Annotated in this window: 19 protein-coding genes and 1 tRNA gene; 10 read left to right on the forward strand and 10 right to left on the reverse strand. The window is 57.5% G+C overall.

Translation table 11 applies throughout. From position 1 onward, the window contains the following. The first annotated feature begins 7 nt into the window (after positions 1–7). Both KGFNPO_RS00865 and KGFNPO_RS00870 read left to right on the forward strand, forming a co-directional pair. Positions 8–3,301, forward strand: coding sequence for a type I restriction endonuclease subunit R (locus KGFNPO_RS00865; protein WP_472632685.1), 3,294 nt, complete (start codon positions 8–10; stop codon positions 3,299–3,301). A 1-nt stretch (position 3,302) separates the two neighbouring features. Continuing rightward, on the forward strand, positions 3,303–4,028 hold the full coding sequence (locus KGFNPO_RS00870) for a M48 family metallopeptidase (RefSeq protein WP_472632686.1): 726 nt from the start codon (positions 3,303–3,305) through the stop codon (positions 4,026–4,028). A 293-nt stretch (positions 4,029–4,321) separates the two neighbouring features. Here KGFNPO_RS00870 and KGFNPO_RS00875 read toward each other — a convergent pair whose 3' ends face one another. Beyond that, a complete protein-coding gene (locus tag KGFNPO_RS00875) occupies positions 4,322–4,786 on the reverse strand; it encodes an MgtC/SapB family protein (protein WP_472632687.1) in 465 nt (154 codons plus the stop codon). Between the two features lie 240 nt (positions 4,787–5,026). Further along, positions 5,027–5,434, reverse strand: a complete 408-nt coding sequence (locus tag KGFNPO_RS00880) for an FKBP-type peptidyl-prolyl cis-trans isomerase (RefSeq protein WP_472632688.1) — start codon at positions 5,432–5,434, stop codon at positions 5,027–5,029. 272 nt (positions 5,435–5,706) lie between these two features. Here KGFNPO_RS00880 and KGFNPO_RS00885 point away from each other — a divergent pair, with 272 nt between their 5' ends. Next, the gene (locus KGFNPO_RS00885) at positions 5,707–6,879 is read left to right on the forward strand and encodes a GGDEF domain-containing protein (protein WP_472632689.1); all 1,173 of its coding nucleotides are present in this window, start codon (positions 5,707–5,709) and stop codon (positions 6,877–6,879) included. A 189-nt stretch (positions 6,880–7,068) separates the two neighbouring features. Here the strand turns inward: KGFNPO_RS00885 and KGFNPO_RS00890 are convergent, their stop codons facing one another. Next, entirely contained in the window at positions 7,069–7,938 is an 870-nt protein-coding gene (locus tag KGFNPO_RS00890) for a restriction endonuclease (RefSeq protein WP_472632690.1), read from the reverse strand. Positions 7,939–8,513: 575 nt separating this feature from the next. Then, a complete protein-coding gene (gene glmS, locus KGFNPO_RS00895) occupies positions 8,514–10,343 on the reverse strand; it encodes a glutamine--fructose-6-phosphate transaminase (isomerizing) (RefSeq protein WP_472632691.1) in 1,830 nt (609 codons plus the stop codon). Positions 10,344–10,495: 152 nt separating this feature from the next. Between glmS and KGFNPO_RS00900 the strand changes: the two genes are divergently transcribed. Beyond that, positions 10,496–10,972, forward strand: coding sequence for an Lrp/AsnC family transcriptional regulator (locus tag KGFNPO_RS00900; RefSeq protein WP_472632692.1), 477 nt, complete (start codon positions 10,496–10,498; stop codon positions 10,970–10,972). A 112-nt stretch (positions 10,973–11,084) separates the two neighbouring features. On the opposite strand, the gene KGFNPO_RS00905 is transcribed toward KGFNPO_RS00900, so the two are convergent. Next, entirely contained in the window at positions 11,085–11,990 is a 906-nt protein-coding gene (locus KGFNPO_RS00905) for a LysR family transcriptional regulator (protein ID WP_472632693.1), read from the reverse strand. 108 nt (positions 11,991–12,098) lie between these two features. Here KGFNPO_RS00905 and KGFNPO_RS00910 point away from each other — a divergent pair, with 108 nt between their 5' ends. From KGFNPO_RS00910 to KGFNPO_RS00920, 3 genes are read left to right on the forward strand one after another with little or no spacing between them, the layout of a single operon-like run. Then, positions 12,099–13,292: an MFS transporter gene (locus KGFNPO_RS00910; RefSeq protein WP_472632694.1), complete on the forward strand. Its 1,194-nt coding sequence runs from the start codon at positions 12,099–12,101 to the stop codon at positions 13,290–13,292. Between the two features lie 19 nt (positions 13,293–13,311). Continuing rightward, complete coding sequence (locus KGFNPO_RS00915; RefSeq protein WP_472632695.1) at positions 13,312–14,613, forward strand: SGNH/GDSL hydrolase family protein; 1,302 nt, start codon at positions 13,312–13,314, stop codon at positions 14,611–14,613. A gap of 38 nt (positions 14,614–14,651) precedes the next feature. After that, complete coding sequence (locus KGFNPO_RS00920; RefSeq protein ID WP_472632696.1) at positions 14,652–15,446, forward strand: SDR family NAD(P)-dependent oxidoreductase; 795 nt, start codon at positions 14,652–14,654, stop codon at positions 15,444–15,446. Between the two features lie 311 nt (positions 15,447–15,757). Here KGFNPO_RS00920 and glmU read toward each other — a convergent pair whose 3' ends face one another. Then, a complete protein-coding gene (gene glmU / locus KGFNPO_RS00925) occupies positions 15,758–17,125 on the reverse strand; it encodes a bifunctional UDP-N-acetylglucosamine diphosphorylase/glucosamine-1-phosphate N-acetyltransferase GlmU (protein WP_472632697.1) in 1,368 nt (455 codons plus the stop codon). Between the two features lie 188 nt (positions 17,126–17,313). Between glmU and KGFNPO_RS00930 the strand changes: the two genes are divergently transcribed. The 3 genes from KGFNPO_RS00930 to KGFNPO_RS00940 all read left to right on the forward strand — a co-directional run bounded on the left by KGFNPO_RS00930 (position 17,314) and on the right by KGFNPO_RS00940 (position 19,942). Further along, positions 17,314–17,390, forward strand: a tRNA-Pro gene (locus tag KGFNPO_RS00930). 81 nt (positions 17,391–17,471) lie between these two features. Next, positions 17,472–19,316 carry a sensor histidine kinase gene (locus KGFNPO_RS00935; protein WP_472632698.1) on the forward strand — a complete coding sequence of 615 codons (1,845 nt, stop codon included), beginning with the start codon at positions 17,472–17,474 and terminating at the stop codon, positions 19,314–19,316. Further along, on the forward strand, positions 19,313–19,942 hold the full coding sequence (locus KGFNPO_RS00940) for a response regulator transcription factor (protein WP_472632699.1): 630 nt from the start codon (positions 19,313–19,315) through the stop codon (positions 19,940–19,942). Before KGFNPO_RS00935 ends, KGFNPO_RS00940 begins: the two co-directional genes overlap by 4 nt. Positions 19,943–20,085: 143 nt before the next feature. Here the strand turns inward: KGFNPO_RS00940 and KGFNPO_RS00945 are convergent, their stop codons facing one another. The 4 genes from KGFNPO_RS00945 to KGFNPO_RS00960 all read right to left on the reverse strand — a co-directional run bounded on the left by KGFNPO_RS00945 (position 20,086) and on the right by KGFNPO_RS00960 (position 24,830). Next, the gene (locus KGFNPO_RS00945; RefSeq protein WP_472632700.1) at positions 20,086–20,901 is read right to left on the reverse strand and encodes a TlpA family protein disulfide reductase; all 816 of its coding nucleotides are present in this window, start codon (positions 20,899–20,901) and stop codon (positions 20,086–20,088) included. 211 nt (positions 20,902–21,112) lie between these two features. Further along, a complete protein-coding gene (locus tag KGFNPO_RS00950; RefSeq protein ID WP_472632701.1) occupies positions 21,113–22,195 on the reverse strand; it encodes a porin in 1,083 nt (360 codons plus the stop codon). 289 nt (positions 22,196–22,484) lie between these two features. Next, positions 22,485–23,579, reverse strand: coding sequence for a c-type cytochrome (locus KGFNPO_RS00955; RefSeq protein WP_472632702.1), 1,095 nt, complete (start codon positions 23,577–23,579; stop codon positions 22,485–22,487). A 273-nt stretch (positions 23,580–23,852) separates the two neighbouring features. After that, positions 23,853–24,830 carry a rhodanese-like domain-containing protein gene (locus tag KGFNPO_RS00960; protein ID WP_472632703.1) on the reverse strand — a complete coding sequence of 326 codons (978 nt, stop codon included), beginning with the start codon at positions 24,828–24,830 and terminating at the stop codon, positions 23,853–23,855. Positions 24,831–24,884 lie beyond the last annotated feature (54 nt).

Below are 24,884 nucleotides of genomic sequence, written 5' to 3' on the forward strand. Positions count from 1 at the left end.
ACAGACTATGCCCAACCACATTCCCCAAACCAAAGAGCAATTCAGCGCCCACATCCCCGCGCTGCATCTGCTGTGCACACTGGGCTGGACTTATCTGACGCCATCCGTTTGTCTGACCAGGCGCGGCAGCAACCGAGAAGTCATCCTCAAAATCACGCTGGTGGAGGTGCTGCAAACCCGCCGCTTCACTTACAAGGGTGAACTGCATCCGTTGTCGCCGAACGCGATCGACCAGATGGTGCGTGAGCTGTGCACCGCGTCGTTGCAGGAAGGGCTGCCGGCAGCCAATCAGCGGCTGTACGAAAAGCTGACTCTGGGCATCACCGTCACCGAGTTCATGCCGGACGGAAAGAAGCATCAGCCGACCATTGCGATCATCGATTGGCAAAATCCGCAAGCGAACCGCTTCGAAGTAAGCGACGAATTCGAAGTATTGTCGGCACAGGGCACGCACACGCGGCGGCCGGATGTGGTGGGTTTTATCAACGGCATTCCGGTAGCTGTAATGGAAGCCAAGCGTCCCGATTCGGGCAACGTCAATGCGTCGATGATCGCCGAGGGCATCAGCCAGCAGTTGCGCAATCAACGCGTCGATGAAGTGCCGCTGCTGTTCGCGTATGCGCAGTTGCTGTTCTCGATCAGTCATACCGACGGCCGTTACGGCACCACGCATACGGCGGCGAAATTCTGGGCGCGCTGGCGTGAAGAAAAATTCGATGACGCCCATTTTTCCAAAATAAAAAACACGCCGCTGTCGGCCGAGGTGGAGGCGGCGCTGTTTGCCGAGAAACCGCCGCAATTGCGCGCTTATTTCAAGCGCTTGTGGTCAGGACAGATGTTGCCGACCGAGCAGGATCGGCTCTTGGTGAGCCTGCTGACGCCGGATCGATTGCTGGAATTCTTGCGCTTTTTTGTCCTGTTCGACCGCAAGGTGGGCAAGGTGGTGGCGCGTTACCAGCAATTCTTCGGCATCCGCGCACTGATCGAGCGGATCAGTCAGCGCCGCCCGGATGGCGGCCGCGAAGGCGGCGTGGTCTGGCATACGACCGGATCGGGCAAGTCGTTCACGATGGTGTTCCTGACCAAGGCGTTGATTTTGCACGACAGCCTGAAGGAATGCCGCGTATTGGTGGTGACCGACAGGCTGGACCTGGAAGATCAGTTATCGAAAAATTTCATCAGCAGCGGCGCCTTCGGTTCCGCGATCGCGACCCGGAAGGAAGGCGAAAAGTCGAAGGTCGGTTCGGGACGCGATCTGGCCACGCGCATAGGCTCCGGTACCGAGCGGATCATCTTCACGCTGATCCACAAGTTCAACACCGCATCCAGGTTGCCGGAGTGTTTTAATCCATCCAGCAATCTGATCGTGCTTGTCGATGAAGGCCACCGCAGTCATGGCGGCGAAACCCACGAACGCATGCGCCGTGCATTGCCGCGCGCCGCTTACGTCGCCTTCACCGGCACGCCGCTGCTGAAAGATGAGAAGACCGCCAACAAATTCGGCCCGATCGTGCACGCCTACACGATGCAGCGGGCGGTGGAAGATGAGACGGTGGCGCCGCTTTTGTATGAAGAGCGGGTGCCGGAACTGACCATCAACGAAGCGGCGGTGAATAGCTGGTTCGACAAGATCACGGTGGGCCTCTCCGACAGTCAGAAGGCCGACCTGAAGCGCAAGTTCGCCAACAAGGGCGCCATCTATAGTTCCGCCAACCGGGTCGAACTGATCGCCTGGGATATCGCGGTGCATTTCAGCGAGAACATCAAGAAACTGTATCCGGGCCTGAAGGGACAGCTCGCCACCGCCAGCAAACAGGACGCTATCCGTTACAAGAAATATCTGGACCAGACCGGTTTGGTCAGCAGCGCGGTGATCATTTCCGCACCGGACACCCGCGAGGGCAATACCGAGGTCGATGAAGGCGCGTTGCCGGAAGTGCAGAAGTGGTGGAAAGAACATGTCGGCAACGATCAGGACGCCTACGAGCGCAGGGTGCTCGACCATTTTTCGACCGCAGGCGACCCCGATCTGTTAATCGTGGTGGATCGCTTGCTGACAGGTTTCGACGAGCCTGCCAATACCGTGCTGTACATCGACAAACCGCTGAAGCAGCACAACCTGATTCAGGCCATCGCGCGGGTGAACCGATTGCATGAAGCCAAACGTTACGGCGTGCTGGTCGATTATCGCGGCATCTTGAAAGAGCTGGATACGGCGATCCGCGCCTATCAGGTATTGGAGACCCAGACCCAGGGCGGCTACGAGCTGGCGGATATTGAAGGCCTGTATCGGCAGTTCAGCACTGAATACAAGCGCTTGCCCGGATTGCACGATGCGCTGTGGGCCAGCTTCAAAAGCGTCAGCAATCGTCAGGATCTGGAACAGTACCGGCAAGTGTTGATGCCGAAGTACGTCGAGGACGAACAGGGTGAAAGTTATGACACGCGGCAGAAATTGCGTGAGGACTTCTATCAGGCGCTGACCCAATTCGGTCTCTGCCTGCAAATAGCCTTGTCTTCGCGCACTTTCTTTGAGGACGGCAGCTTCTCCGAGCAAGATGTTCGCACCTACAAGGAAGACCTGCGCTTTTTTACGGGCCTGCGCAAGATTGCCCGGCAGGATGCGCTGGAGACGGTGGATTACAGCGTCTACGAAGAGCAGATTCGTCGCCTGGTCGATAAACAGGTGGTCGGTCTCGAGGTACGCGAACCCGAGGGCGTGTACATGGTCCACAAGCTGGGTCAGGAAGAAGACCCTGCTACCTGGAGCGAAGAAAAAACCCGCAACGAAACCGACATCATCCGCACCCGGCTGAAGAAAACCATCGAGCAGGAACTGGCGGGGGACCCGTACGCGCAAAAGGTGTTTGCCGATCTGCTGAAATTGGCCATCGCCGAAGCAGCGGCAATGTTTGAGCATCCGCTGAAGCAGTACGCCCTGTTCACGAAGTTTGAAGAACAGGTGGAAAATCTTGCGGTGGCAGGTGTGCCTGACACCTTCGGCAACAATCGTCACGCGCGCGCCTATTTCGGTACTTTTCGGATGACTTTGGGCGATGCATACTTCAAGGCTGCTGATGCAGCCGAGATGCAGACGTATGTGGAGCAGGCATTGAATATCGACCAGGCGGTCCAAAATGCGGTGGCCGAAAATTCTCTGAACCCGCAAAACATCGAGGCGGCTATCCGCAAAACGCTATTGCCGCGCCTGTTCGCTGTCATGGGTCTGGAAAAAGCCAAGGAAGTGATCGAACAGGTGATTCAAATCACCCGTGTTGGACTGAGCCGCGGGACGCTTTGAAGTGAAGAGTTTCATTGACTACGGAGATGAGCGCATTAGCTTTTCGCTCTGCTTTGTTCCCAAACCAGTCAGGCGTATCGCGATCCATGTCTTTCCTGATGGTTCGGTGCAAGTCGATGCACCGGAGGGAGCGACGACCAGCGAAGTGCTGGAGGCAGTGCGTCGCCGCGCACGCTGGATCTGGCAGCGCTTGACCGAGCACCGTGCAAGGACCAAACATGTGCTGCCCAGAGACTATGTCAGTGGGGAAAGTCATTTTTATCTGGGCAAGCGCTACCCGCTGAAAGTGAGCGTCGACCAGAGCGGGCCGCAAGGCGTGAAGTTGTTGCGCGGTCGTCTTGAAGTGACAACGCAATCCAAAGACCGTGAAGACATCCGGAAGTTATTGGATGCGTGGTATCGGCGCCGTGCAGAAGAAGTGTTTGCGCGCCGGGTGGGTGAATGCGCGTCCAATGCGCGCTGGCTAGAGATTTTGCCTCCCTTCCGCTTGCGCAACATGCGCACGCAATGGGGAAGCTGCTCACCGAGCGGCGAATTGCTACTCAATCCGCAACTCGTGAAAGCACCTCGGCATTGTATTGACTACGTGATTTTTCACGAGCTCTGTCATCTGAAAGAGCACAACCATAGCCCCGCGTATTACAGGCTCCTGAAAAGTTATTTGCCGGATTGGGAGCAGCGCAAGGCCGAGCTCGACAACCTGGCGGAGACTTTATTAAATCTCTGAGAAAACTGACGTTTTCAAGCTTGATCATCTAGCGTTCGTTTTCTTCTGCCGCCGCTGCTCCAGCCAATAGGCGGGACGCGACAAACTGGAGCGTGTTTGTATAAGCACGGAGTATAGCAATTTTTATGGTATTTACCGCATATATTCATTGCGAAAACTAAATATACTCATGCAATAAACCGTGTTTGTCCGGTTAGTTACCACATCTTAATAGGGGACAGATCACGGTTTTCTGATAGTAAAAACCGTGATCTGTCCCCTATTATTTCCTACATACTGCTTCATCTCAGCCGCTATTTATTCTTGGGCAGCCGCAACAAAGACAAAATAACCAAGCCAAACATGGCGCTGAGAACCGCTGTGGCTTCCAGCCCCATGCCCGCTGCGACTCCGACTGCCGCGGTGAGCCAAATGCCTGCCGCGGTCGTCAATCCCTTAATGTCTTCATTCCGCAGTTTTATGATTGCGCCCGCGCCCAGGAACCCGATGCCTGCCGTTACACCCTGCAATACTCTTGAGATGTCTTCCAGCGACATGCCGGCTTGTAAAGGAACCAGTATGAAGAGCGCCGATCCGAGCGATACCAGCATATGTGTGCGCAGTCCTGCAGCTGCGCCAGCCGATTCGCGTTCATATCCAAGGATGGCGCCAAGAACAACCGCAACCAAAAGCCGGACGCAGACCCGCGTGATGTCCGATGGATCGCCTAAGTCTGAAAATTCCTTCTGAATTGTTATCCAACTTTGTGCCCACCACATTTAACTTCTCCTATCAATTGTTCACTATATTCACTGAACCTGAGGCCCCGGCGGATTCATTTTCTGGCTCAGCAACAAAGAATGGCCACAGTTGAATCTGCGGCCATTCGATTGCATCTGTTTTCCCCGCCAATCCGGCCAGGCCGTGGGTATCTGCCCGCTGATGCGCTCAATGGCGTGCGCACCGCATAGCTGTTGGGCGAAGCTTGCCGACAGAGGCCGTGATCGGGGCTTGCGTTCCTACTTTCCGATGGAGATCAGTTCGACTTCAAAGTTGATCGTGCTGTTCGGCGGTATTGCGCCAGCGGCGCCGCGTTCGCCGTAAGCGGTTTTCGGCGGGCAAACCAGCTTGGCCTTGCCGCCGATCTTCAGCTTTTGAACGCCTTCGGTCCAGCAGGGAATCACTTGCGACAGAGGGAACGTGGCGGGCGCCTTGCGTGCATAGGAACTGTCGAATTCCTTGCCATTTTCCAGTGTTCCACGGTAATGGACGGTGACAGTGTCGGATGCTTTCGGACTGGCGCCAGTGCCAACCTTGATGTGTTGAACCGATACGCCGGAAGGCAATACCTCCGGTGCGTTGGCAGCAGGGGCCGCGATAGTGGAAGTGGCGAAAATTGTCGAAACGAAGGCAAGCACGATGCGCATGAAGAACTTTCTGGAGCGTGGATAAGGCGAATATAAATGTGTGGGGCGGTTCGGCATCTTATCCCAGAAGCGGGACGTGGCAAATAGGGGACAGGCCACGGGTTTCTGATAGTAAAAACCGTGGCCTGTCCCCTATAAATCCTCAAACCTCGCTGGTGTTGCGCAAGAGCAAATCTGCATAGAATACGCCGGCATAGAATACGCCTCGTGTTCCAGAATCTGATAATTCCGTACCAAACCTTTGTCCTGACCAGAAAACCTACTCAGACCAAATGAGATCGCTTGATGTATTTACTCTGATGTTTATGACGGCGTTTATTTGCGTCGGCATGAGTATTATCATGTTTTCTGTGCACCGCAGCTTCCGAAACGAGGTTCAGGGAGTGGGGCATTGGGCTTGGAGCCAGCTAGCCATGGTGCTGGCTGGATTGATGCTGGCCTTGCGCGGGACGTTGCCGGACGTGCTGTCCGTGCCGGCATCCAACGCAGCTCTTTTGTGGGCTGTCGGTCTGTCGATGATCGGTACCCAATTGTTCTACGGGCAATCGGCTAGCTGGCGTCTGTTCCATATAATCTGGGGAAGTTGTTTGCTAGGCTTGCTCTGGTGGCTGGTCGTGACCCCGAATTTTGCCCTGCGGGTGGCACTCTTTTCTATTGCAGAAGTGGCTCTGCATATGATGCAACTGCGTTTAGTTGTACGTTATGGCGAACGGCATTTCACCAGCTATTTCTTCTTCGCGCTGTTGCTGATGCAATCGGCCTTGGTACTGATGCGAGGTGTAACTGCGTTAGTTTGGGGCGGTACCAGTGTGGATCTTCTGAAAAGCACGGCGCTAGCAACCAGCTATTTAGCGATATCCAATTTAGTCATCATGTTGCTTAGCGTGGCCTTCTTGGTGCTGGCCTCACGTCGTTTGCAGCTGGTGCTGGAGCAGCGCTCCACACACGATCCGTTGACGGGGGCGCTGAACCGGCGTGGGTTCGGGGAATTCTTTCAACGCGCGCAGATACACGCGCGCCAAGGCGACTGGCCGCTGGCGCTTATGTCGATCGACCTGGATCACTTTAAGGCAGTGAATGATAGCTACGGCCATGCGATAGGTGATCGGGTCCTCGTACACGTGGTGGCGCTGGTCCGACAGGCGTTGCGCGAGCGTGATCAGGTGGCTCGCTTTGGCGGCGAGGAATTCGTCGTTTTGTTGCCTGGAACCTCCGCAAAAGAGGCAATTCAGGTGGCATTGCGCATCCAGACGACGCTGCGCGATGCCATAACTGATCTACCTTCCTGCACCCTCAGTATCGGCATTGCTAGCCAGTCGAGCACACTTGAAGACTTCGACAGTCTGCTGGCGCGCGCTGATGCCGCCCTATATCAGGCCAAGGCAGATGGCCGCAACCGCATAGTGCTGGCGGACGAGGTGGTGCTGCGTTGCGTCGCCGGATGAGGACGAGTAAATAGGGGGACAGACCACGTTCTTACTATCAGATAACCGTGGTCTGTCCCCTATTACTGCCTTCAGCGAGACCTAGATAACTGGGATCGCTGCAGAATCATTACTATGTTGGGTTGTCTGAAAAAACCAGCACTAATCGGCAATTTCGTGGGTGTGAAACGAACGAGTTGGGCTATAGGCCTAAGGAAATAGCTCGCGGACTGGGAGGAACGGCGCCCCGGTTTCTGCTGCGCGTCTCACCTTGCGTTCCAAAACATGATTGAGTGGAATTTCGCGGTCTAGAGTGTCGTAGAGGTCCAGGCCGTCCATACAGATGACCCGTTTGCCTCTACCGAAAGCTACAAGCCCATCCGGCGTAAATCCGCTGTTGCTGACAAACAGTCCGCGCGTCCAAGCAGCTTTCTGCTCGATTTTTCCGTGAAAAGTATGCAGTTCGGCGACGCCGGTCGCGAGGTTCTGCCACTTGGCTTCCACCAAATACGTCTCGTTGCCAAGTTGAAAGCTCCCATCGATTTGCTCGCCTCGAAGTCGAAATGGATCATGTGCGGACAAGCCGTAGGCATCGAAAAGACGCTTCAATAACTTCTCGAAAGCGAATCCCCTTGGTTGAGGTGCCAGGCCTGAAATGGCGAGCAGATCGACCTTGATTTGTGCGAGTGTTGGCCGGTCGAAGGCTTGAGCTGGTGGTCGTCCTGCAGGAGGTGTGTTTTCCGCTCTTCCCTCAATCCGATTGATTAGGGAAAGGAAGCGACCGCAGGAATTTTCAATCCGGTCAGCTTGGCCGGAACGCTGGAGTAGCGCTTCGCGGTATTCCCAAAGGACCTTGAGGGTTCGAGCAATGGTTGGTTTATCGACTGTTTGAAGGAAGCAGCGTAAGCGTTTCGCCTTGGAGGTTCCATTCTTGGCGTACGTTGGATTGTCGATCTCGATATTGAGTTCTTCGACAAAAAATTGCGAAAGCGTCCGATCCGAGAAATTGAGAACATAGCCCCCACCCATATCGAAAATATCGTCGATAAACATCATATCGAGCGCGCGGATATTACTCATCTTCTTCTCCAAAAGCAGGCATGGTTTCTTTGGCGGGATCTCTAAATTGGTGACACCTTTCGGCAATCGAGCAACTGATCGCGTCACAAATCGCTAGCCTCCAGGGGGGCGAAATAGTAGTGGCCGAATGTACATATTTCCCATTGGAACGTCAACCTCAGACGATTGTTTGACTCGATAGCGCATTGGCCAGAGCCTAACCATCCTTCTCGTCTAGGTTTAAGTGGCCATATTCTGTAACGTAGTTTTTATGCGAAATCGCTCGATGGACGTTTGGACGATTCGGTCGGCCTTTGTCGCTTGGCGTGATCCTCTGTTGTACCGGAAATAGAACGGACACGAGGACTTCCAGAGTCCCGGAAACAAAAACGCCAACCTGCATGGTTGGCGTTTCGTGAGTTATGTTCTCGGTGGCCCGGGGCGGAATCGAACTGCCGACACAAGGCGTTTCAATCCTTTGCCCCCAAGACGCACTGAATGTACATGACTAGTGTTCCGAAGTTTATTTCTGCACTTCGTTGAAAAGTTCCGAACTTTATTCCAAAGGAACAATCAAGAATCGCAAAATTCACGTCTTACTCAACTGTGACCGATTTCGCTAAATTCCGTGGCTTATCGACATCGGTTCCGCGTGCCAGCGCGGTGTGATACGCCAGCAATTGCAATGCCACCACATGCAAAATCGGGGAAAGTTGGCCGTAGTGTTCCGGCAGGCGGATTACGTGCAAGCCTTCGCCGGGTTTTACACGTGAGTCGCCGTCGGCGAATACGTAGAGTTGGCCGCCGCGGGCGCGCACTTCCTGCATGTTCGATTTCAGCTTTTCGATCAGCGCATCGTTGGGGGCGATGGTGACCACCGGCATCTGGTCGGTGACCAGCGCCAGCGGGCCGTGCTTGAGCTCGCCGGCCGGATAGGCTTCGGCGTGGATGTAGGAAATTTCCTTGAGTTTGAGCGCGCCTTCGAGCGCAATCGGGTAGTGCAGGCCACGCCCCAAGAAGAGCGCGTTTTCCTTGCGCGCGAAGTCTTCCGACCAGGCGATGATTTGCGGCTCCAGCGCCAGCACGGCGGCAATCGCTACCGGCAGGTGGCGCATTTGCTTCAGATAATCGGCTTCATTTTGTTCCGCCAGCGTGCCCTTGACTTGCGCCAGCGTGAGCGTGAGCAGGAACAGCGCGGCCAATTGGGTGGTGAAGGCTTTGGTCGAGGCGACGCCGACTTCGACCCCGGCGCGGGTGATGAAGGCGAGCGCGCATTCGCGCACCATGGCGCTGGTGGCGACGTTGCAGATCGTCATGGTGTGCGCCATGCCGAGCGCGCGGGCGTGTTTCAGCGCGGCCAGCGTGTCGGCGGTTTCGCCGCTTTGCGAAATGGTGACGACCAGCGAGCGTGGATTCGGCACGCTGTCGCGGTAGCGGTATTCGCTGGCGATTTCGACGCTGACCGGGATTTTGGCAATCGATTCGATCCAGTATTTGGCGGTCATGCCGGCGTAGTAACTGGTGCCGCAAGCCAGAATCAGCACCGAATCGATTTGCTTGAAGATGCCATAGGCGCTGTCGCCGAACAGCTCCGGCATGACGGCGTCGATTCCTTGCAGCGTATTGGCGATGGCGGTTGGCTGCTCGAAAATTTCCTTTTGCATGTAATGGCGATACGGCCCCAGTTCGGCAGCGCCGGTATGAGCCTGTACGGTGCGCACTTCGCGCTGTACCGATTTGCCGTCGGTGTCGACAATCCAGCAGCGCTGCAATTGCAGATCGACTACGTCGCCTTCTTCCAGATAGATGATTTGATCGGTCACGCCGGCCAGCGCCATCGCGTCCGAAGCCAGGAAATTTTCGCCTTGGCCGACGCCGACGATCAGCGGCGAGCCTTGGCGTGCGCCGATCACGCGGTGCGGCTCGTCGCGGCAAAATACCGCAATCGCATACGCGCCATCGAGCCGTTTGACCGCTTGCTGCACGGTGTCGAACAGGTCGCCCGCATACATGTGGTCGATCAGGTGGGCGATGACTTCGGTGTCGGTCTGGCTCTGAAATACGTAACCGAGCGCGCGCAGTTCATCGCGCAGTTGGTCGTGGTTTTCGATGATGCCGTTGTGTACCAGCGCGATGCGCGCATCTTTGTCGCTGGGCGAAAAATGCGGATGGGCATTGTCCGAAGAGGGCGCGCCGTGCGTGGCCCAGCGGGTGTGAGCGATGCCGGTGAAGCCGGCCAGTCCGGTGGCGGCAACCTGCGTTTCGAGTTCCGCCACGCGCGCGGTGCTGCGCGAGCGTTGCAGGCGGCCATCGACATACAGCGCCACGCCGCAAGAGTCATAACCGCGGTATTCGAGCCGTTTCAAGCCTTCGATCAGGATGGGGGTGATATTGCGTTGCGCAACCGCGCCGACGATACCGCACATGGCAGCCTCTTGATGTTTAAGTTGTTGAAGCCTGCATCGTAGAGGACTACGGTTGAAATATGCTGTCTTAATTATTTGAAATATGATCGAATATTTCAATGCAATGCATTGATGGCATAATATTTCAATAAATTTAAAACTATGGAATATTTATGATAACTGAGCCTGTTGTGCAGTTCGATGAACTCGATCGCCGCATCCTGAATGCGCTGCAGCTTGACGCATCGCAAACTAATCATGCGCTGGCGGCGCGGGTGCATGCGTCGCCGCCAACTTGTCTGCGGCGCGTCAAGCGCTTGATGGAAACTGGCGTGATTGCGCGCCAGGTGGCGATTGTCGCGCCCGACAAGGTTGGGGCCGGATTGAGCGCGATTGTCGAGATCACGTTGGATAATCAGGCGTCTGAGCGGATGGTTGAGTTTGAATCTCTGGTGGCGGCGGAAGATGCGGTGTTGCAGTGCTACCGGGTAGCGCCCGGGCCGGATTTCGTGCTGCTGGTGCAGGTGGCCGATATGCCGGCGTACCACGCGCTGGCGCATCGGTTATTCGCCGGGCAAGCCAATGTGCGAAATGTACGCAGTTTTTTTGCGATTCATCGCAGCAAGTTCGAGACCCGGATTGCGGTGTGAAGGTGTTTTTCGGGCAGTGGAATGTCTTGTGGGCTGTTTGTACAGATTTACATAGCGGCCAAGTGCGGGCGTAGTGGCGCGTCCTTCGGTCGACTGACCCCACTTCCCAACATCAATCGAACCGGACTTTCTCAACCAGAAAATCGAGCAGCGCGCGCACCCGCGAAGGCAGATAGCCGCCTTGCCCGAGGAATACTGCATGGACTTCCTCCAGATCCCCCGGATTACATGCTTCCAGCACCGGCAGCAACCGGCCGGCCGCAATGTCGTCCTTGACCTGGAATGCTGCGAGCCGTGCCAGACCGAGTCCGGCAAGGACCAGGCGCAGCAGTGCTTCGCCATCGCTGACTTGGGCATTGCCGTTAGTCGTTATGTTGATGGTTTGGCCTTGGTCAAGCAGCAGCCATCCGTCCATGGCTCGCGCATAGTTGAAGCCCAGTCGGTTGTGCTGCTCAAGGTCAGCCACTTGAGTTGGTACGCCATAACGCTCCAAGTAGGCAGGCGCGCCGACAATGACCATGCGCGTTTCGCCCAACTTGCGTGCCAGCAAACTCGAACTCTTCTGCGGACCGGCGCGCACTGCAACGTCCGCGCGTTTCCCTAGGATATCGATCACTTCATCGGTCAGCACAATGTCGAGGGTAATGTCGGAATATTTATTCAGAAACTCGGGCACTAGCGGCAGCAAAAAGCGATCGCCAAACGCCACATTGGCGTTCACGCATAGCCGCCCGCGCGGCGCATCGTTGGTCGCAGCGCCGCGCTCCGCTTCTTCCAGATCGGCCAGCACTCGCACGCTGCGCTCGTAAAACACACAGCCCTCGGGGGTTAGTTGCACTTGTCGGGTTGAACGATTGAGCAAGCGTACCGCTAACCGACTTTCGAGCCGTCCCACCAGCTTGCTGACCGCAGATGGCGTCATGCGAAACGCACGCGCAGCGGCAGAGAAACCGCCCAGTTCGACTACGCGGACGAAGACATCCATTTCTCCTGATCGGTTGACATCCAGACGCGCCATATTGAAGTGAACTCACAAGTGTTTTTCCTGAAGGCAGTCTACTCCACAAGTTGATTTGAATTCATAATTTATCCTTCGATAGCAGATCAATTCACAGGACTCCGACTTATGCCAATTGCTCTTTATGCACTAACCGCAGGTGCCTTCGGCATCGGTGTCACCGAATTCGTCATCATGGGTTTGCTGCTGGAAGTCGGTGCCGAGTTTGGCGTCTCAATCCAGGCGGCTGGCTGGTTAATTTCCGGCTACGCGCTGGGCGTCGTTGTCGGAGCGCCGCTGCTTACGGCGATGACTGGGCGTTGGCCGCGCAAGACCGTGCTGCTGGGCTTAATGGTGATTTTCACTCTGGGCAACGCTGCGTGTGCGCTGGCGCCAAGTTATGGTTTTTTGATGGCTGCCCGCGTGTTGACTGCGTTCGCCCACGGTACTTTCTTCGGCGTCGGTTCCGTGGTTGCCACCGGTTTGGTGGCGCCGGATAAACGCGCATCCGCAATCGCTTTCATGTTTACCGGTCTGACGCTGGCCAATATTCTGGGCGTGCCGTTCGGCACTTGGCTGGGCCAGGCGTTCGGTTGGCGCGCCACTTTCTGGGCGGTGGCTGGGGTCGGCGTTGTCGCACTCGGCGTCATCAGTTTTTTTGTCCCACGGGATCGAAACGTGCAGTCGGGCTCTGACTGGCGGGCTGATTTAGTTGCGATGGCGCGTCGTCCGGTGCTGCTTGGGCTGCTGACCACCGTGCTGGGCTATGCCGGTGTTTTCGCTGTATTCACTTACATAGCGCCATTGCTGACGCAGGTGGTTGGCTTCGATGCGACAGCGGTGTCACCAATCCTCTTGGTTTTCGGCGCGGGCTTGGTCGCCGGCAATTTGCTCGGCGGCAAGCTGGCAGACCGCTATCTGGTGCCAACCGTGCTCGGTAGCCTGATCGCGTTGGCGGTGGTCCTCGGCTTGATGACTTTTGCGCTCCACAGCCAGATATTGGCCGTGATCTTCGTCGGGCTGCTGGGCGCATCTGCGTTCGCTACCGTGGCGCCGCTGCAAATGTGGGTGCTGGAAAAAGCGCAGGGCGCGGGCCAGAGCCTGGCATCAAGTTTCAATATCGCCGCTTTCAATCTCGGCAATGCCATCGGTGCCTGGCTGGGCGGCGTCGTCATCGCGTACGGCCCCGGACTCAGCGCTATCACTTGGGTGGCGGCGCTGGTGCCGTTGTGCGCATTTGGCGTGGCGCTGACTGCCATTCGGCTGGAACGTGGGCAACGTCAGGTTTCCCATGTCAAGCCTCTTCATAAACTGTGTGACTAAATAAAGATAAGGACTAATCATGACAATGCATACTATTGTTCGCCCCTCTGGCCGCCATTTGATAGGACTTCATCGATTCACCGCAATCGTGTTGGCGGCTTTGCTGGCAGCGTCCGCTGTCGTGAGTACGGCCAGCGAAATCAATAACTCCAGCAACTCCTGGATCGGCACGTGGGCCGCTAGCCCACAACCGATTTGGGGACCGGACTTCGCTTTCCCCACCAACATTCCAGCCACGTTGCAGGACCAGACCATTCGGCAAGTCGCCCGCATCAGCCTGGGCGGCAAGCGTATCCGCATCGTGCTGTCCAATGAATACGGAAGCCAACCGCTGGTTATCGGCGCCGTGCATGTCGCGTTGGCCGATGCCGGGTCGGCGATTGTTGCCGGCACGGATCGGCCCATCACTTTCGGCGGCAAAACCTCTGCCATCGTACCGCCGGGCGCGCCGCTGGTGAGCGATCCGGTCGATCTGACAGTCGCACCTTTAGCTAATGTGGCGGTCAGCGTTTTCCTGCCGAACAAAACGCAGGCCACCACCTTTCATTGGGATGGTCGCCAGACGGCTTATCTGGTGAAGGGTAATCAAGTCGCGGCCAAACATATCGAGACAGATACCACCACAGGTGCGCGCATCTTCCTGCGCGGAATTCAGGTTGAAACTGCCGCACCTGCCAGCACGGTGGTCGTGATCGGCGACTCGATCACCGACGGCAATGGCGCAACCATCAATGCCAATGCGCGCTGGCCCGATTTTCTTGCCGCACGTTTGGTATCGAGAAACGTGGCGGTGCTCAATGCCGGTATTTCTGGCGCCCGCCTGCTCGGCGACCGCATGGGCGTCAATGCACTGGCGCGCTTTGACCGGGACGTGTTGAGTCTGCCGCGGGTCAAGACGGTCGTGGTCCTCCTCGGCATCAACGACATCAGTTGGCCAGGCACGGCATTCGATCCTCAAGGCATCAGGCCGTCGGTCGACGCGCTGATCGCCGGCTATCGCCAGCTCATCGCGCGTGCGCATACCCATGGCGTGCGAGTCGCCGGCGCGACGCTGACGCCGTTCGAGGGCGCATTGCCGGGCACGCCGCTGGACAATTACTACCACGCGGACAAGGACCAGCTGCGTCAGCAAATCAACACATGGATACGCAACAGCGGCGAATTCGATACAGTGATTGACTTCGACGCGCTGGCCAGAGACCCGGCGCATCCGGCCCGCTTGAAGCCTGAATTCGACTCGGGCGACCACCTGCATCCAGGTGATCGCGGCAACAAGGCGATGGCTGACGCCATCGATCTGGACGCGCTTTTCGAGCGCTGATGGCGCACTTCTCATCTTCATCAAGAAAGGACTACACCATGAAAATCGACCTCTCCGGCAAAACTGCCATCGTCACAGGTTCCACCGCCGGCATCGGCTACGCCATCGCAAAAGGACTGGCGCAAGCGGGTGCCGAAGTAATAGTGAACGGCCGCACGACCGCCGCCGTTGAACGTGCCGTTGCCAAGCTGAAGTCGGAAGTTGCACAAGCGAACATCCGTGGCGTTGCGGCCGATGTCGGTTCTGCCGATGGCTGCGCGGCGCTGGTGGCGGCGCAGCCATCGGCCGACATCCTGGTCAACAACGTCGGCATCTACGGGCAGCAGGATTTCTTCGAGATTCCGGATGCCGAATGGACCCGCTTCTTCGAGGTGAATGTCATGTCGGGGGTGCGGCTGTCGCGTGCCTATCTGCCCGGCATGACGCAACGTCATTGGGGCCGCGTACTGTTTCTATCCTCGGAGTCGGCGCTGAATATTCCTGCCGACATGATCCACTACGGCTTCACCAAGACAGCACTCCTTTCGATTTCACGCGGGCTGGCCAAGCGTGTTGCGGGCACGGGCGTTACCGTCAACGCCATTCTGCCCGGTCCAACCTTGTCGGATGGACTCGAAGCCATGCTGAAAGAAGAGCAGAGGGCATCGGGCCTGTCGATGGAAGAGACGGCGGCCGCCTTTGTGATGAAGCATCGTCCCAGTTCGATCATCCAGCGCGCAGCGACCGTGGAAGAAGTGGCGAATCTGGTCGTCTACGCCGCCTCTCATCAGGCTTCGGCCACCACCGGTGCGGCACTTCGGGTGGATGGTGGCGTGGTCGAGACCATCGCTTGATGGCATGCGTATGTTCCGCTCCTACAACAACGATTTGGCGAATCGGTGCATCCAGCTTCCATCTCTCGACGCTTGAGAGTCGGAGCCTATCGCGCCGACTTTGCGCGGTCGACCGCCGGCACGACAAAGAACAGAGAAAAAATCGGGGGAATTTGCGCTTAAAACGGAGCCAGTGGCAAAGTGACGTTTGCCAACCGTGGCCCAGAGCAGTTTCTGCCGTTTATTTAAGCTGCCATCAGTATATTTTAAATAGCAATGTTCATATGCGGGAACGGCATTGTTTTTGGCTATACTCCCTGTAAAAATTAATCCTATTGCTTCAGCTTCACCGGTCGTTGCCAATCGGTCAGCGTCACCTGTTTGGCGCGCGAGATCGTCAGTGCACCGGCTGGCGCATCCTTGGTCAGCGTGGTGCCGGCCCCCAGTGTTGCGCCGCGGCCGACCGTGACCGGCGCCACTAACTGGCTGTCACTGCCGATGAAGGCGTCGTCTTCGATCACGGTGCGGAACTTGTTGGCGCCGTCGTAATTGCAGGTGATGGTGCCAGCGCCGATGTTGACGCGGCTGCCGACGGTGGCGTCGCCCACGTACGCCAGGTGGTTGGCCTTGCTGCCGGCGGCGATCTGGCTATTCTTGATTTCGACGAAGTTGCCGATGTGTACGCCTTCCGCCAGCGTGGTGCCGGGGCGCAGCCGGGCATACGGGCCGATGATGGATTGGGCGCCGACCGTCGCATCTTCGATATGGCAGAACGGCTTGATCTGCGCGCCGCTGGCAATTACGGCATTCTTGATCACGCAATGGGCACCGATCGTGACGCCGTCGGCCAGCGCGACCGTGCCTTCGAAGATGCAGCCGATATCAATCGTGACGTCGCGCCCGCAAGTGAGCGTACCGCGGACGTCGAAGCGCGCTGGGTCGAGCAGCGTCACGCCTTGTTCCAGCAATCGGTTGGCGATGTTGCGCTGGTGGATGCGCTCCAGTTCGGCCAGTTGCACCTTGCTGTTGACGCCCAGCGTTTCCCATTCCGCAGCCGGTTGCGCGGACGCTACCGGCACGCCGTCGGCCACTGCGCGGGCCACGATGTCGGTCAGGTAATACTCGCCCTGCGCATTGTGGTTCGACAGCGTCGCCAGCCATTGCTTGAGCTGTGCGGTGGGTGCTATCAGGATGCCGGTATTGACTTCGGTAATCGCGAGTTCGGCCTCGGTGGCGTCTTTTTGCTCGACGATGCGCAAAATATTTCCCTTTTCACCATGCTCGCGCACGATGCGCCCGTAGCCGGTCGGGTCGCTCATGTGCACGGTCAGGATCGCCAGCTTGTCATTGCCGGCGGCAGCGATCAGGCGTTGCAGCGACGCCGCATCGGTCAGCGGCACGTCGCCGTACAGCACCAGCGTCGGCACTGCGTCATCGAGATGTGGCGCGGCTTGGGCTACCGCATGGCCGGTGCCGAGTTGCGGCTCCTGGCGGGCGAAAGTCACGTCGGGCGCAGCTAACAGGCCAGGCACCTGTTCGCCGCCGTGGCCGTAGATTACGCACAGGGTCGAGGGCGACAGCCGGCGCGCGGTATCGAGCACGTGCAACAACAGCGGTTTGCCGGCCAGCGGGTGCAACACTTTTGGCAGTGCCGATTGCATGCGTTTGCCCATGCCGGCAGCGAGAATGACGATGTTCATAGGATAGGGTGCGAGGGGTTCGGAAAAGCGCAAAAGTGTATCATTTCTCCGCGCCGCGCCGCAGCAGGAAGATTGCCAGCCCATGTTTCGCCCGCAGCAGGTTGCGAGCGCTTATCGCGATCCGCAATTTCCCATTGCAGGATAAAGCTTGACCGCGGTGCGCCTCGAAGAGTATGCTTCTGGCTCTTCGGAGTGTGGCGCAGCCCGGTAGCGCACCTGGTTTGGGACCAGGGGGTCCAAGGTTCGAATCCTTGTACTCCGACCAGTTTCAAGAAAAAAGATCGTCTCTGACGGTCTTTTTTTCGTTTCTGCGGCAGTTTATTTGCGACAGTGCATCGGGCCTTCCATGAAAGCTATTCAGCCGGCAACAAAGACCAAACACATGCTCTTGCTGCGCCCACTTTACCGGCTTGGCGTTGTTTTGACGGGCGCGCTGCTGTTACTGCTGCTGGCGTCCCACGCGCGCGCAAGCAATCCCACACCGGTGCGCATCGGTGTGCTGGCGTATAAAGGCGCCGAAGCGATACAGGAAGATTGGTCCCATGTCAGGAATTGGCTGGCAGCGGCGCTTCCGGGCCATCGTTTCATTTTGCTGGATTTTGACCAGGCCGGGCTGACGCGTGCGGTGCACGATCAGAGCATTGATTTCGTCATCACCAACAGCGGTCACTATGTCGCCCTCGAACATAGCGATGGCGCCAGTCGCATCGCGACCATCGCGTCGCCCTGGGCCCTGTCGCCCAGGCAATCGATCGGATCGGCCATCGTGGTGCGCAGCGCTGCGCCCTTGCAGAACTTGGCGGATTTGGTCGGCAAGCATGTGCTGGCGGTTGATCCGGATGCATTCGGCGGCTACCAGATCGCGGCGCGTGAATTGCTGGAAATCGGCATCGATCCCGAGCAGGATTTTGCCAGGCTGGAATTTGCCGGTTTTCCGCTGCAAAGCATGGTGCATGCAGTGCGCGCCGGCCAGGCTGACGCCGCCATCATTCGCACCTGCCTGCTGGAGCAGATGGTCAATAGTGGCGAGATTGACGCCGGTGAATTGCGGGTGCTGGCGCCGATCGCCGCCCAGGGTTTCCAGTGCCAAACATCGTCCCGCTTATACCCCGACTGGCCGATTGCCGCCTTGCGCCATACTTCGGCGCAGTTGTCCAAGCAGGTAACCATCGCCTTGCTGCGCATGCCGCGTACTGCGGATGGCTATAGTTGGGCGGTGCCGGCCGATTATCAGGTGGTCGACGAACTGTTCCGTGAACTGAAAGTCGGCCCCTATACGTATTTGCGGCAATGGACTTTTGAGGGCTTGCTGCGGCTGTATTGGGGTTGGCTGCTGCTGATTCTGGCTTTATTGGTGGTGTGGGCGGTGCATACGGTGCGGGTTGAATACCTGGTGAGTCAGCGTACCCGCGATCTGCGCGACGCGCAGGAGCAGCAGCGCCGCATGGCAGAACAGGCGCGTATGCGTCAAACCACGCTGGACCATACCGCCCGACTGGCGATCCTGGGTGAAATGGCAAGCGCGATTGCGCACGAGTTGAATCAGCCGCTGGCGGCGATTGGCAATTTCGCGCGCGGCATGGCGCGGCGCATTGCCGCAGGTCGACTGGAGCCAGCGCCCTTGCTGGACGGCACCAACGAAATCGTCACGCAAAGCGAGCGGGCGGCAAGCATCATTCGCAACATCCGCACCTTCGCCAAAAAAACCACGTCGGAACAACAATCGGTCGATTTGATTGCGGTTCTGGGCGAAGCCATCGCCCTGTTCGCCGGCGCCCATCCGCAGGCGCGCGTACTCTGGCAGCCCGGTGCAGCGCAGGAACCGGCCAGAGTGATGGCCGATCCCCTGCAAATCCAGCAGGTCATGCTCAATCTGCTGAAAAACGCACTGGATGCGCAGCAGAGCGCCGGCCATGCGGATGCGCCGATCGAAGTCCTGTTCTATGCTGACGCCAGCAGCTATTGCGTCACCGTACGCGATTGTGGTTGCGGGCTTGCGCCTGAACAATTCGCACGGCTGTTCGAACCCTTTTTTACCACCAAAGCCGAAGGACTCGGTTTGGGCTTGTCGCTGAGCAAAGGCATCATTGAATCGCTGGGGGGAACGCTGTCGGCAGTGGCAAATGACGATGGCGCAGGATTGTCGGTATGGTTCAGCCTGCCTAAAGAACAACCATCGGGAGCAATATGAACGAGCGCGATGCAGTGTTGTTTGTGGTCGATGACGATGCGGCGATGCGCCGTTCGTTGGCTTATCTGTTCGATTCGGCCGGATGGCGGGTGCAGACTTTCGATTCGGCGCATGACTTTCTCGATCATTACGACGGGCACGTGCCAGGCTGTCTGGTGCTTGACGTGCGCATGCCGCTGATGAGCGGATTGCAGTTACAACACACGCTCAAGAATCAGGGCAACCATTTGCCGATCATCTTTCTGAGCGGCCACGGCGATTTGGCCATGGCCGTGCAGGCGATGAAAATCGGTGCCTGCGATTTTCTCGAAAAGCCTTGCAAGGATCAGGTCTTGCTCGATGCGGTGACGCGCGCGGTGCAACGCAGCATCGAGGACAGCCGGGTCAATACTCAAACCTGCGCCGCGCAAACTGCGCTGGCGACCCTGACCGCGCGCGAGCGCGAGGTGGCGGAGTTGATGGCCGCCGGCAAGCCCAACAAAATCATTGCCCGCGAGTTGGCAATCAGCGACAAGACGGTCCAGGTACACCGCCACAACACGATGGAAAAACTGGGCGTGCATTCGGCCGCGGAAATCACCCAGTTGTTGATGGAGGCAAAAGTAGGGCTTCCTGGTGCGCATTAAGGGCTGCTATTCAGAGCATTTAATGTTTGATGAGTATATTTTATAACCGCAATTAATATATGCGGTAAATGCCATGAAAATTACGATACTCCCTATTTTTTGTGACGCGTAAACTATTCGGTAGCGCAATGTGTATCGCTCAGTCAGTTATCTGAACTTGTGCGCAACCGGTTTAATTTGCTCGCCAGCGAGGCTGCCGATAGCGGGCCCAGGTGGGTATCCAGCAGCCGCCCGCCGGCGTCATAGAACAAGGTGGTGGGCAACGCTCCCGAGCCGACTGCGCGCCCAAGGCGGCTGCCGGGGTCGAGCAGTACATTGGCCAGATCGGGTTGAGCGGTGCCGAGGTAGCGCTGAACCGTTGCGCCATCCTCGCCCTGATTGACAAAGACAAAGCGCACTTCCGTTTGCCGTTTTTGCGCGGCGGCCAGCACCGGCATTTCGCGCCGGCACGGCGGGCACCAGCTGGCCCACAGATTGACCACCATGGGTTTGCCGGCAGCCAGCGCAGCCAAGTCTGCCGGTGCGCCGGCTAAGGTCGTCAACGACACCCTGGGCAGCGCCGGCTTTTCCGTCATGCGCAGCGCACCGAACAGCGCGCCCCCGACCAGCGTCCCCGCCGCCAGCCCCAGGAGCAGCGGTTTGCGCAGCGCCGGCCGGCGCCAGCCGTGCCACAGCGCCACCAGCAGCGCCGCCGCACTCCCGGCCCACGCGGTGAAACCGCCGTCCCGGATATCGAGCATGGACCACGGCGCACTGCGGTAAGCGTCGAACCAGATCGCAACGAAAGCCACGCGCGCCACCAGCACGGCGGCGAGCAGCATGTCGCTCAAGGTATTGCCGATGCTTATTTTTCGACTACGCCCGACCTGTCGGCCTACTCCCGCTGCAACCAGCAGTGCTGCCAGCAACAGCAGCAAGCTGGAGGACAGCGCGAAGGGCCCAAGATTCACGGATATCATGTTCAACTTTCTCTTGCTTGTGCCAGCCCGCGTTGCCAGTGGGCCCACTCACAGCATGAAGTGGACCCGAGACCGCAGTCGATTGATGCACCAACGGCATGTGACGACTGGCTGAGTACGCTCAGGTCCATTTTTTTGCTTCGGAATGGCAGCGTTTTGTCATGCCTTACGCAAGACTGTCAGCAACTTCCTTGCGCAGATCCTGCAATTATCAGAAGCTGTGGCGCACGCCCAGGTTGAATGCCTGGTCGCCAGTACCTTCTTCAGTATTGTTGCCGACGGTGTAGCCGGCGCCATTCTTGTTCTTGATCTGTGCATAAGAGCTATACAGGCTGGTGCGCTTGGATAGCGCATAGGTATAGCCGAGCGCCCATTGGTCAGCATCCTGATTCAAGCCGGTCTTGTCGTCCTTGCGGATATACGAAGCGAGAATCGTGCTGGCGCCAAACGGCACTGCGACACCAACCAGCAGATCGCTGCTGTCGGTAGATGCAGCAGGTTGTCTCTGAGGGGCGACAGCGCCGAAAGGATTCGGATTCGTCTTGGTCGTCGGCAAATCGGCGCTGTGTGTGCCCTTGTCGACCCCGTACGCCAGGAATGCCTTTGCCACACCGAAATTGTAATTCGCGGCCAACAGCGTATTCCTGCCGATAAGTTGCGTGGCGTCAGTAGCTGTATCGTTATTTCTGTTGTTGTAGGCGAGGCGGACATTCAACGGGCCATTTGCATAAGCGAGTGCGGCGCCAAACTGGCGGCCAGCTGCATTGCTGCCGGCTTGCTCACCGAGGCTGTAGGCGAGTTCGCCAGAAAAACCGCTTGCTTGCGGCGATTTGTACAGGATCGTATTGCTGGTACGCGTGTTGTCGCCTACCGTGGGGAACAAGTTCTTGGCGCTGCCTGCAGAGCCGGCACCGAATGGATCAGCAACCGAGCTGACGGTGATGAAATACGGTGTGTATTGACGCCCCAGCGTGACCGCACCGAAGCCGTTTTTTAATCCCACATAGGCCTGACGGTTGAAAAGCGTGCCTGCCAATTCACCGGTATCGATTCTTGGGCCGGACTCAAGGACGAAGTTTGCCGACAAACCTCCGCCCAGATCTTCCGTGCCGCGGAAACCCAAGCGCGAAGCAGACGCCACGCCGCTGCTCAATTTGGTAACGGAGCCTTTAGCGCCGCCGCGCTCACTGACAATACCGGCGTCGAGAAGACCATAGATGATGACGCCCGATTGTGCATAAGCAATTCCTGAAAAGGCGCCCAATACTGCAATGGCGACAAAGGATTTTTTCATTTTTTAGTTCCCTTGTTGATGAAGTTGTTTTATTTGTATATTGAAGAGCGTGCTGCAGCCTTACTGCGCTCGCAGTCGGTAAACCCCACGTTTTTTGTTTCGCACAATGAGTGAGGAACGATTCACGTTCTAAAATTACAAAGCGCAACGAATAGGCTGGGGTGGTTAACTCGACTCCACCCCCATTTTTTGCGGAAGCCCCGCTTGGTGATCGCTGCGCCGTTAAAGTCGTCTGTCGTCATGGCAGCGAACGGTCCTGTCGCCTCCCGAGCCAAGCCAAGCCATTTACTCACGGGAAGCCGCGCGCATTCCGGGCACTTTTAAGCGCGTCCTCAATCGGCTGAAACGGGCCAAACGTATGCTGCGCCTTCGGAAACATCGGCGGTTTGCTCGGATCGTCGGTCGCTGCACCGAAGCTGCTGCGCGGCATGGTGAAATCATACGAAGCGCTAGAAGCCTTGCGCAGCCAGTTCGGCATGCCATCCGGTCCCGTGCCGCTCCAATCGGCGACGTAGCGCTGGTCGAACGGGTGACTGTTCGATAGCAGGTAAGCAGCAACGTCCCAGGCATCCTCTTGCGGCATGCGCGTGCTCACATTCATCGCATTGACCTTGTCGCGCGGCATGGTGCCCCATACCATCGTCGCGGCAGTGGCGAGCCGGCCCATGCCCGACATCAGGCCAAAACTGTTATTTCCCCACACCGCCGGAACGTCATAGCGCTTTTGTTCATTATTCCAACTGCCTTGGCCGTTGTCCTCGTGGCAACCCTTGCATTGATCGTGGAAAATTTCCTGACCGCGCACCGGGTTGGCGGCACGTGTAAGCAGTGCTACTGCCGGATACCCCTGGCCGGGCACTTGTTTAAAGGTATAGCCAGGCTGGATGCCGGTGGCGAGAAACTCCATATACGCCACAATGTCTTTCATCCACTGGCTATCCCTGGGAATTGCTTCACCGGCGAGCGAGCGTTCCATGCAGTTATTCACCCGGCTCGGGACATCAAGAAGGATGTTCGAGCGCGAGTTGAAAATTCCGGGCGGCGCATACTTTTGCGCGACCACGACGAACGGCGAGGCATTCGGTTGGGTACCGTCTGCCATGTGGCAATTGGCACATGCGAGCTTGTTGCCCACGAATGGACGCCCGTTGGCAGCAAGGTTGCCGCTTTCGGCCCCCAGATATTTGTAGGTCGAATGAATGAGTTCCTTGCCGCTCGCGGCGGACGAGGACATCGTCGCCGGATCGGGTAGCTGGTAGGCGGGCGCATAGAAGCTATTGAACTCGCGCGGATTGGTGGCGGAGTCCATATCGTTCGCATGGGCAAGGCTGAAAATTCCGGCGAGTAGCATCGCTGGAAACAGGTGTAACGGTAAAGTCTTCATGGCACATTCCTTTTTAACAAATATTTCATGCTGACCACCGCCCTGCTTGTCGGGTCTTCGACCCTGCCTTTGCAGGGGTTGACGGTTCTGGGCTTGTACACTGCACGCTTCCTCGTCCGGCTGCATGTGTCCGCCATCCCCGTGGCAAATCGTAGGCCGGCTCATGGCACCCAGCCTGCGGGGCCTGCCACGTCCTGTAATACTTAAGTCATGCGCTGGAGCGCTGAGAAGTTGCCGTCCGTGGCCCTCTTACGACAGCACAAAGGGTCTTTGCTACTGCCGTGCAACCGCTTGCAGCGCTCGTTTTTCCAGCGTCCACTGATGCAGCGAGCCGTCATAAAGACGAGCCTGCTTGTTGCCGAGAATCTCGGACAGTACAAACCAGTTGCCCGCAGCCAGAGTGCCGGTGTTGCAATAGGTGATTGCAGGCGCTTGCGGATCAACGCCGCTCGCCTTGTAAATATCGCGGTAAGTGGCAACCGATAACATGCGGGTCGCATCGCCCTCTGTGGTCAGCAATTCCGAGGAAACATTTTTTGCGCCCGGAATATGCCCATAGCCAAACACCATATCTTTTTTGCTCAAACCTAAATACTGAGAGGTGATGCGGGAATCAATCAACTGCGCGCTCTTGCCGGCAAGAGCTTTTTCAACATCTTCGGAAGTTGCCAACAGTTCGGTGCGCATGGGCTTGAGCGCCCAGTTGCCTTCACCCACCTTGGTCGGCACCGTGGTGATTTCCCGGCCTTCGGCCAACCACGCCGCGGTGCCTCCGTTGACGATGGCAATATTGTCTTCGCCGTACACTTTGAACTGCCAGTAAAGCCGGGCCGCATCGTTCATGTCTACCGGATTCTGGCCTGCTGCCACGATGATGACAGGGTGGCCCTCCCGCACACCCCATTTGCGTGCCAGCTTCTCAAAATCAGCGCGCTCCGGCAGCAGGAACTTGACTTTGAGCGCACCGATGGTGCGCTCAACACGTACGCTGCTATTTTCTACCGGCGCGGCATCCTGAATGTGGCCGCCGAGTTCGACAAGCACTTTTTTGCCGGTCGTTTTGTTGGTTTTAAACTGCGGTGCCGTCAGAAAAGTTTTCTGATTCGGACGTACATCCAGTACTGTGACTTCCGCCTTGTTCTTGGCGAGCCATTCGCCGTCAACCACTGGACCTGGCACCTGCAAGGCCCAGCTCAGTTGAGCCAGCCCGAGCAATGCGCCGCCCGTCATATATTTAATTTGTATTTTCATCTTGAACTCCTTCAGTTGCGTTGCCTTGTAGATCACCGGCCTTGAGGTGTGCGA

Source organism: Gelidimonas diazotrophica (assembly GCF_055694025.1).

Bases quoted from the DNA above. Each gene is read 5' to 3' on its own strand.
- KGFNPO_RS00900 (WP_472632692.1), top strand. From the start codon at position 10,496: ATGATAACTGAGCCTGTTGTGCAGTTCGATGAACTCGATCGCCGCATC.
- KGFNPO_RS00915 (WP_472632695.1), top strand. From the start codon at position 13,312: ATGACAATGCATACTATTGTTCGCCCCTCTGGCCGCCATTTGATAGGA.
- KGFNPO_RS00950 (WP_472632701.1), bottom strand. From the start codon at position 22,195: ATGAAAAAATCCTTTGTCGCCATTGCAGTATTGGGCGCCTTTTCAGGA.
- KGFNPO_RS00885 (WP_472632689.1), top strand. From the start codon at position 5,707: ATGAGATCGCTTGATGTATTTACTCTGATGTTTATGACGGCGTTTATT.
- glmS (WP_472632691.1), bottom strand. From the start codon at position 10,343: ATGTGCGGTATCGTCGGCGCGGTTGCGCAACGCAATATCACCCCCATC.
- KGFNPO_RS00940 (WP_472632699.1), top strand. From the start codon at position 19,313: ATGAACGAGCGCGATGCAGTGTTGTTTGTGGTCGATGACGATGCGGCG.
- KGFNPO_RS00905 (WP_472632693.1), bottom strand. From the start codon at position 11,990: ATGGCGCGTCTGGATGTCAACCGATCAGGAGAAATGGATGTCTTCGTC.
- KGFNPO_RS00865 (WP_472632685.1), top strand. From the start codon at position 8: ATGCCCAACCACATTCCCCAAACCAAAGAGCAATTCAGCGCCCACATC.
- KGFNPO_RS00960 (WP_472632703.1), bottom strand. From the start codon at position 24,830: ATGAAAATACAAATTAAATATATGACGGGCGGCGCATTGCTCGGGCTG.
- KGFNPO_RS00890 (WP_472632690.1), bottom strand. From the start codon at position 7,938: ATGAGTAATATCCGCGCGCTCGATATGATGTTTATCGACGATATTTTC.
- glmU (WP_472632697.1), bottom strand. From the start codon at position 17,125: ATGAACATCGTCATTCTCGCTGCCGGCATGGGCAAACGCATGCAATCG.
- KGFNPO_RS00920 (WP_472632696.1), top strand. From the start codon at position 14,652: ATGAAAATCGACCTCTCCGGCAAAACTGCCATCGTCACAGGTTCCACC.
- KGFNPO_RS00880 (WP_472632688.1), bottom strand. From the start codon at position 5,434: ATGCGCATCGTGCTTGCCTTCGTTTCGACAATTTTCGCCACTTCCACT.
- KGFNPO_RS00955 (WP_472632702.1), bottom strand. From the start codon at position 23,579: ATGAAGACTTTACCGTTACACCTGTTTCCAGCGATGCTACTCGCCGGA.
- KGFNPO_RS00910 (WP_472632694.1), top strand. From the start codon at position 12,099: ATGCCAATTGCTCTTTATGCACTAACCGCAGGTGCCTTCGGCATCGGT.
- KGFNPO_RS00945 (WP_472632700.1), bottom strand. From the start codon at position 20,901: ATGATATCCGTGAATCTTGGGCCCTTCGCGCTGTCCTCCAGCTTGCTG.
- KGFNPO_RS00935 (WP_472632698.1), top strand. From the start codon at position 17,472: ATGAAAGCTATTCAGCCGGCAACAAAGACCAAACACATGCTCTTGCTG.
- KGFNPO_RS00875 (WP_472632687.1), bottom strand. From the start codon at position 4,786: ATGTGGTGGGCACAAAGTTGGATAACAATTCAGAAGGAATTTTCAGAC.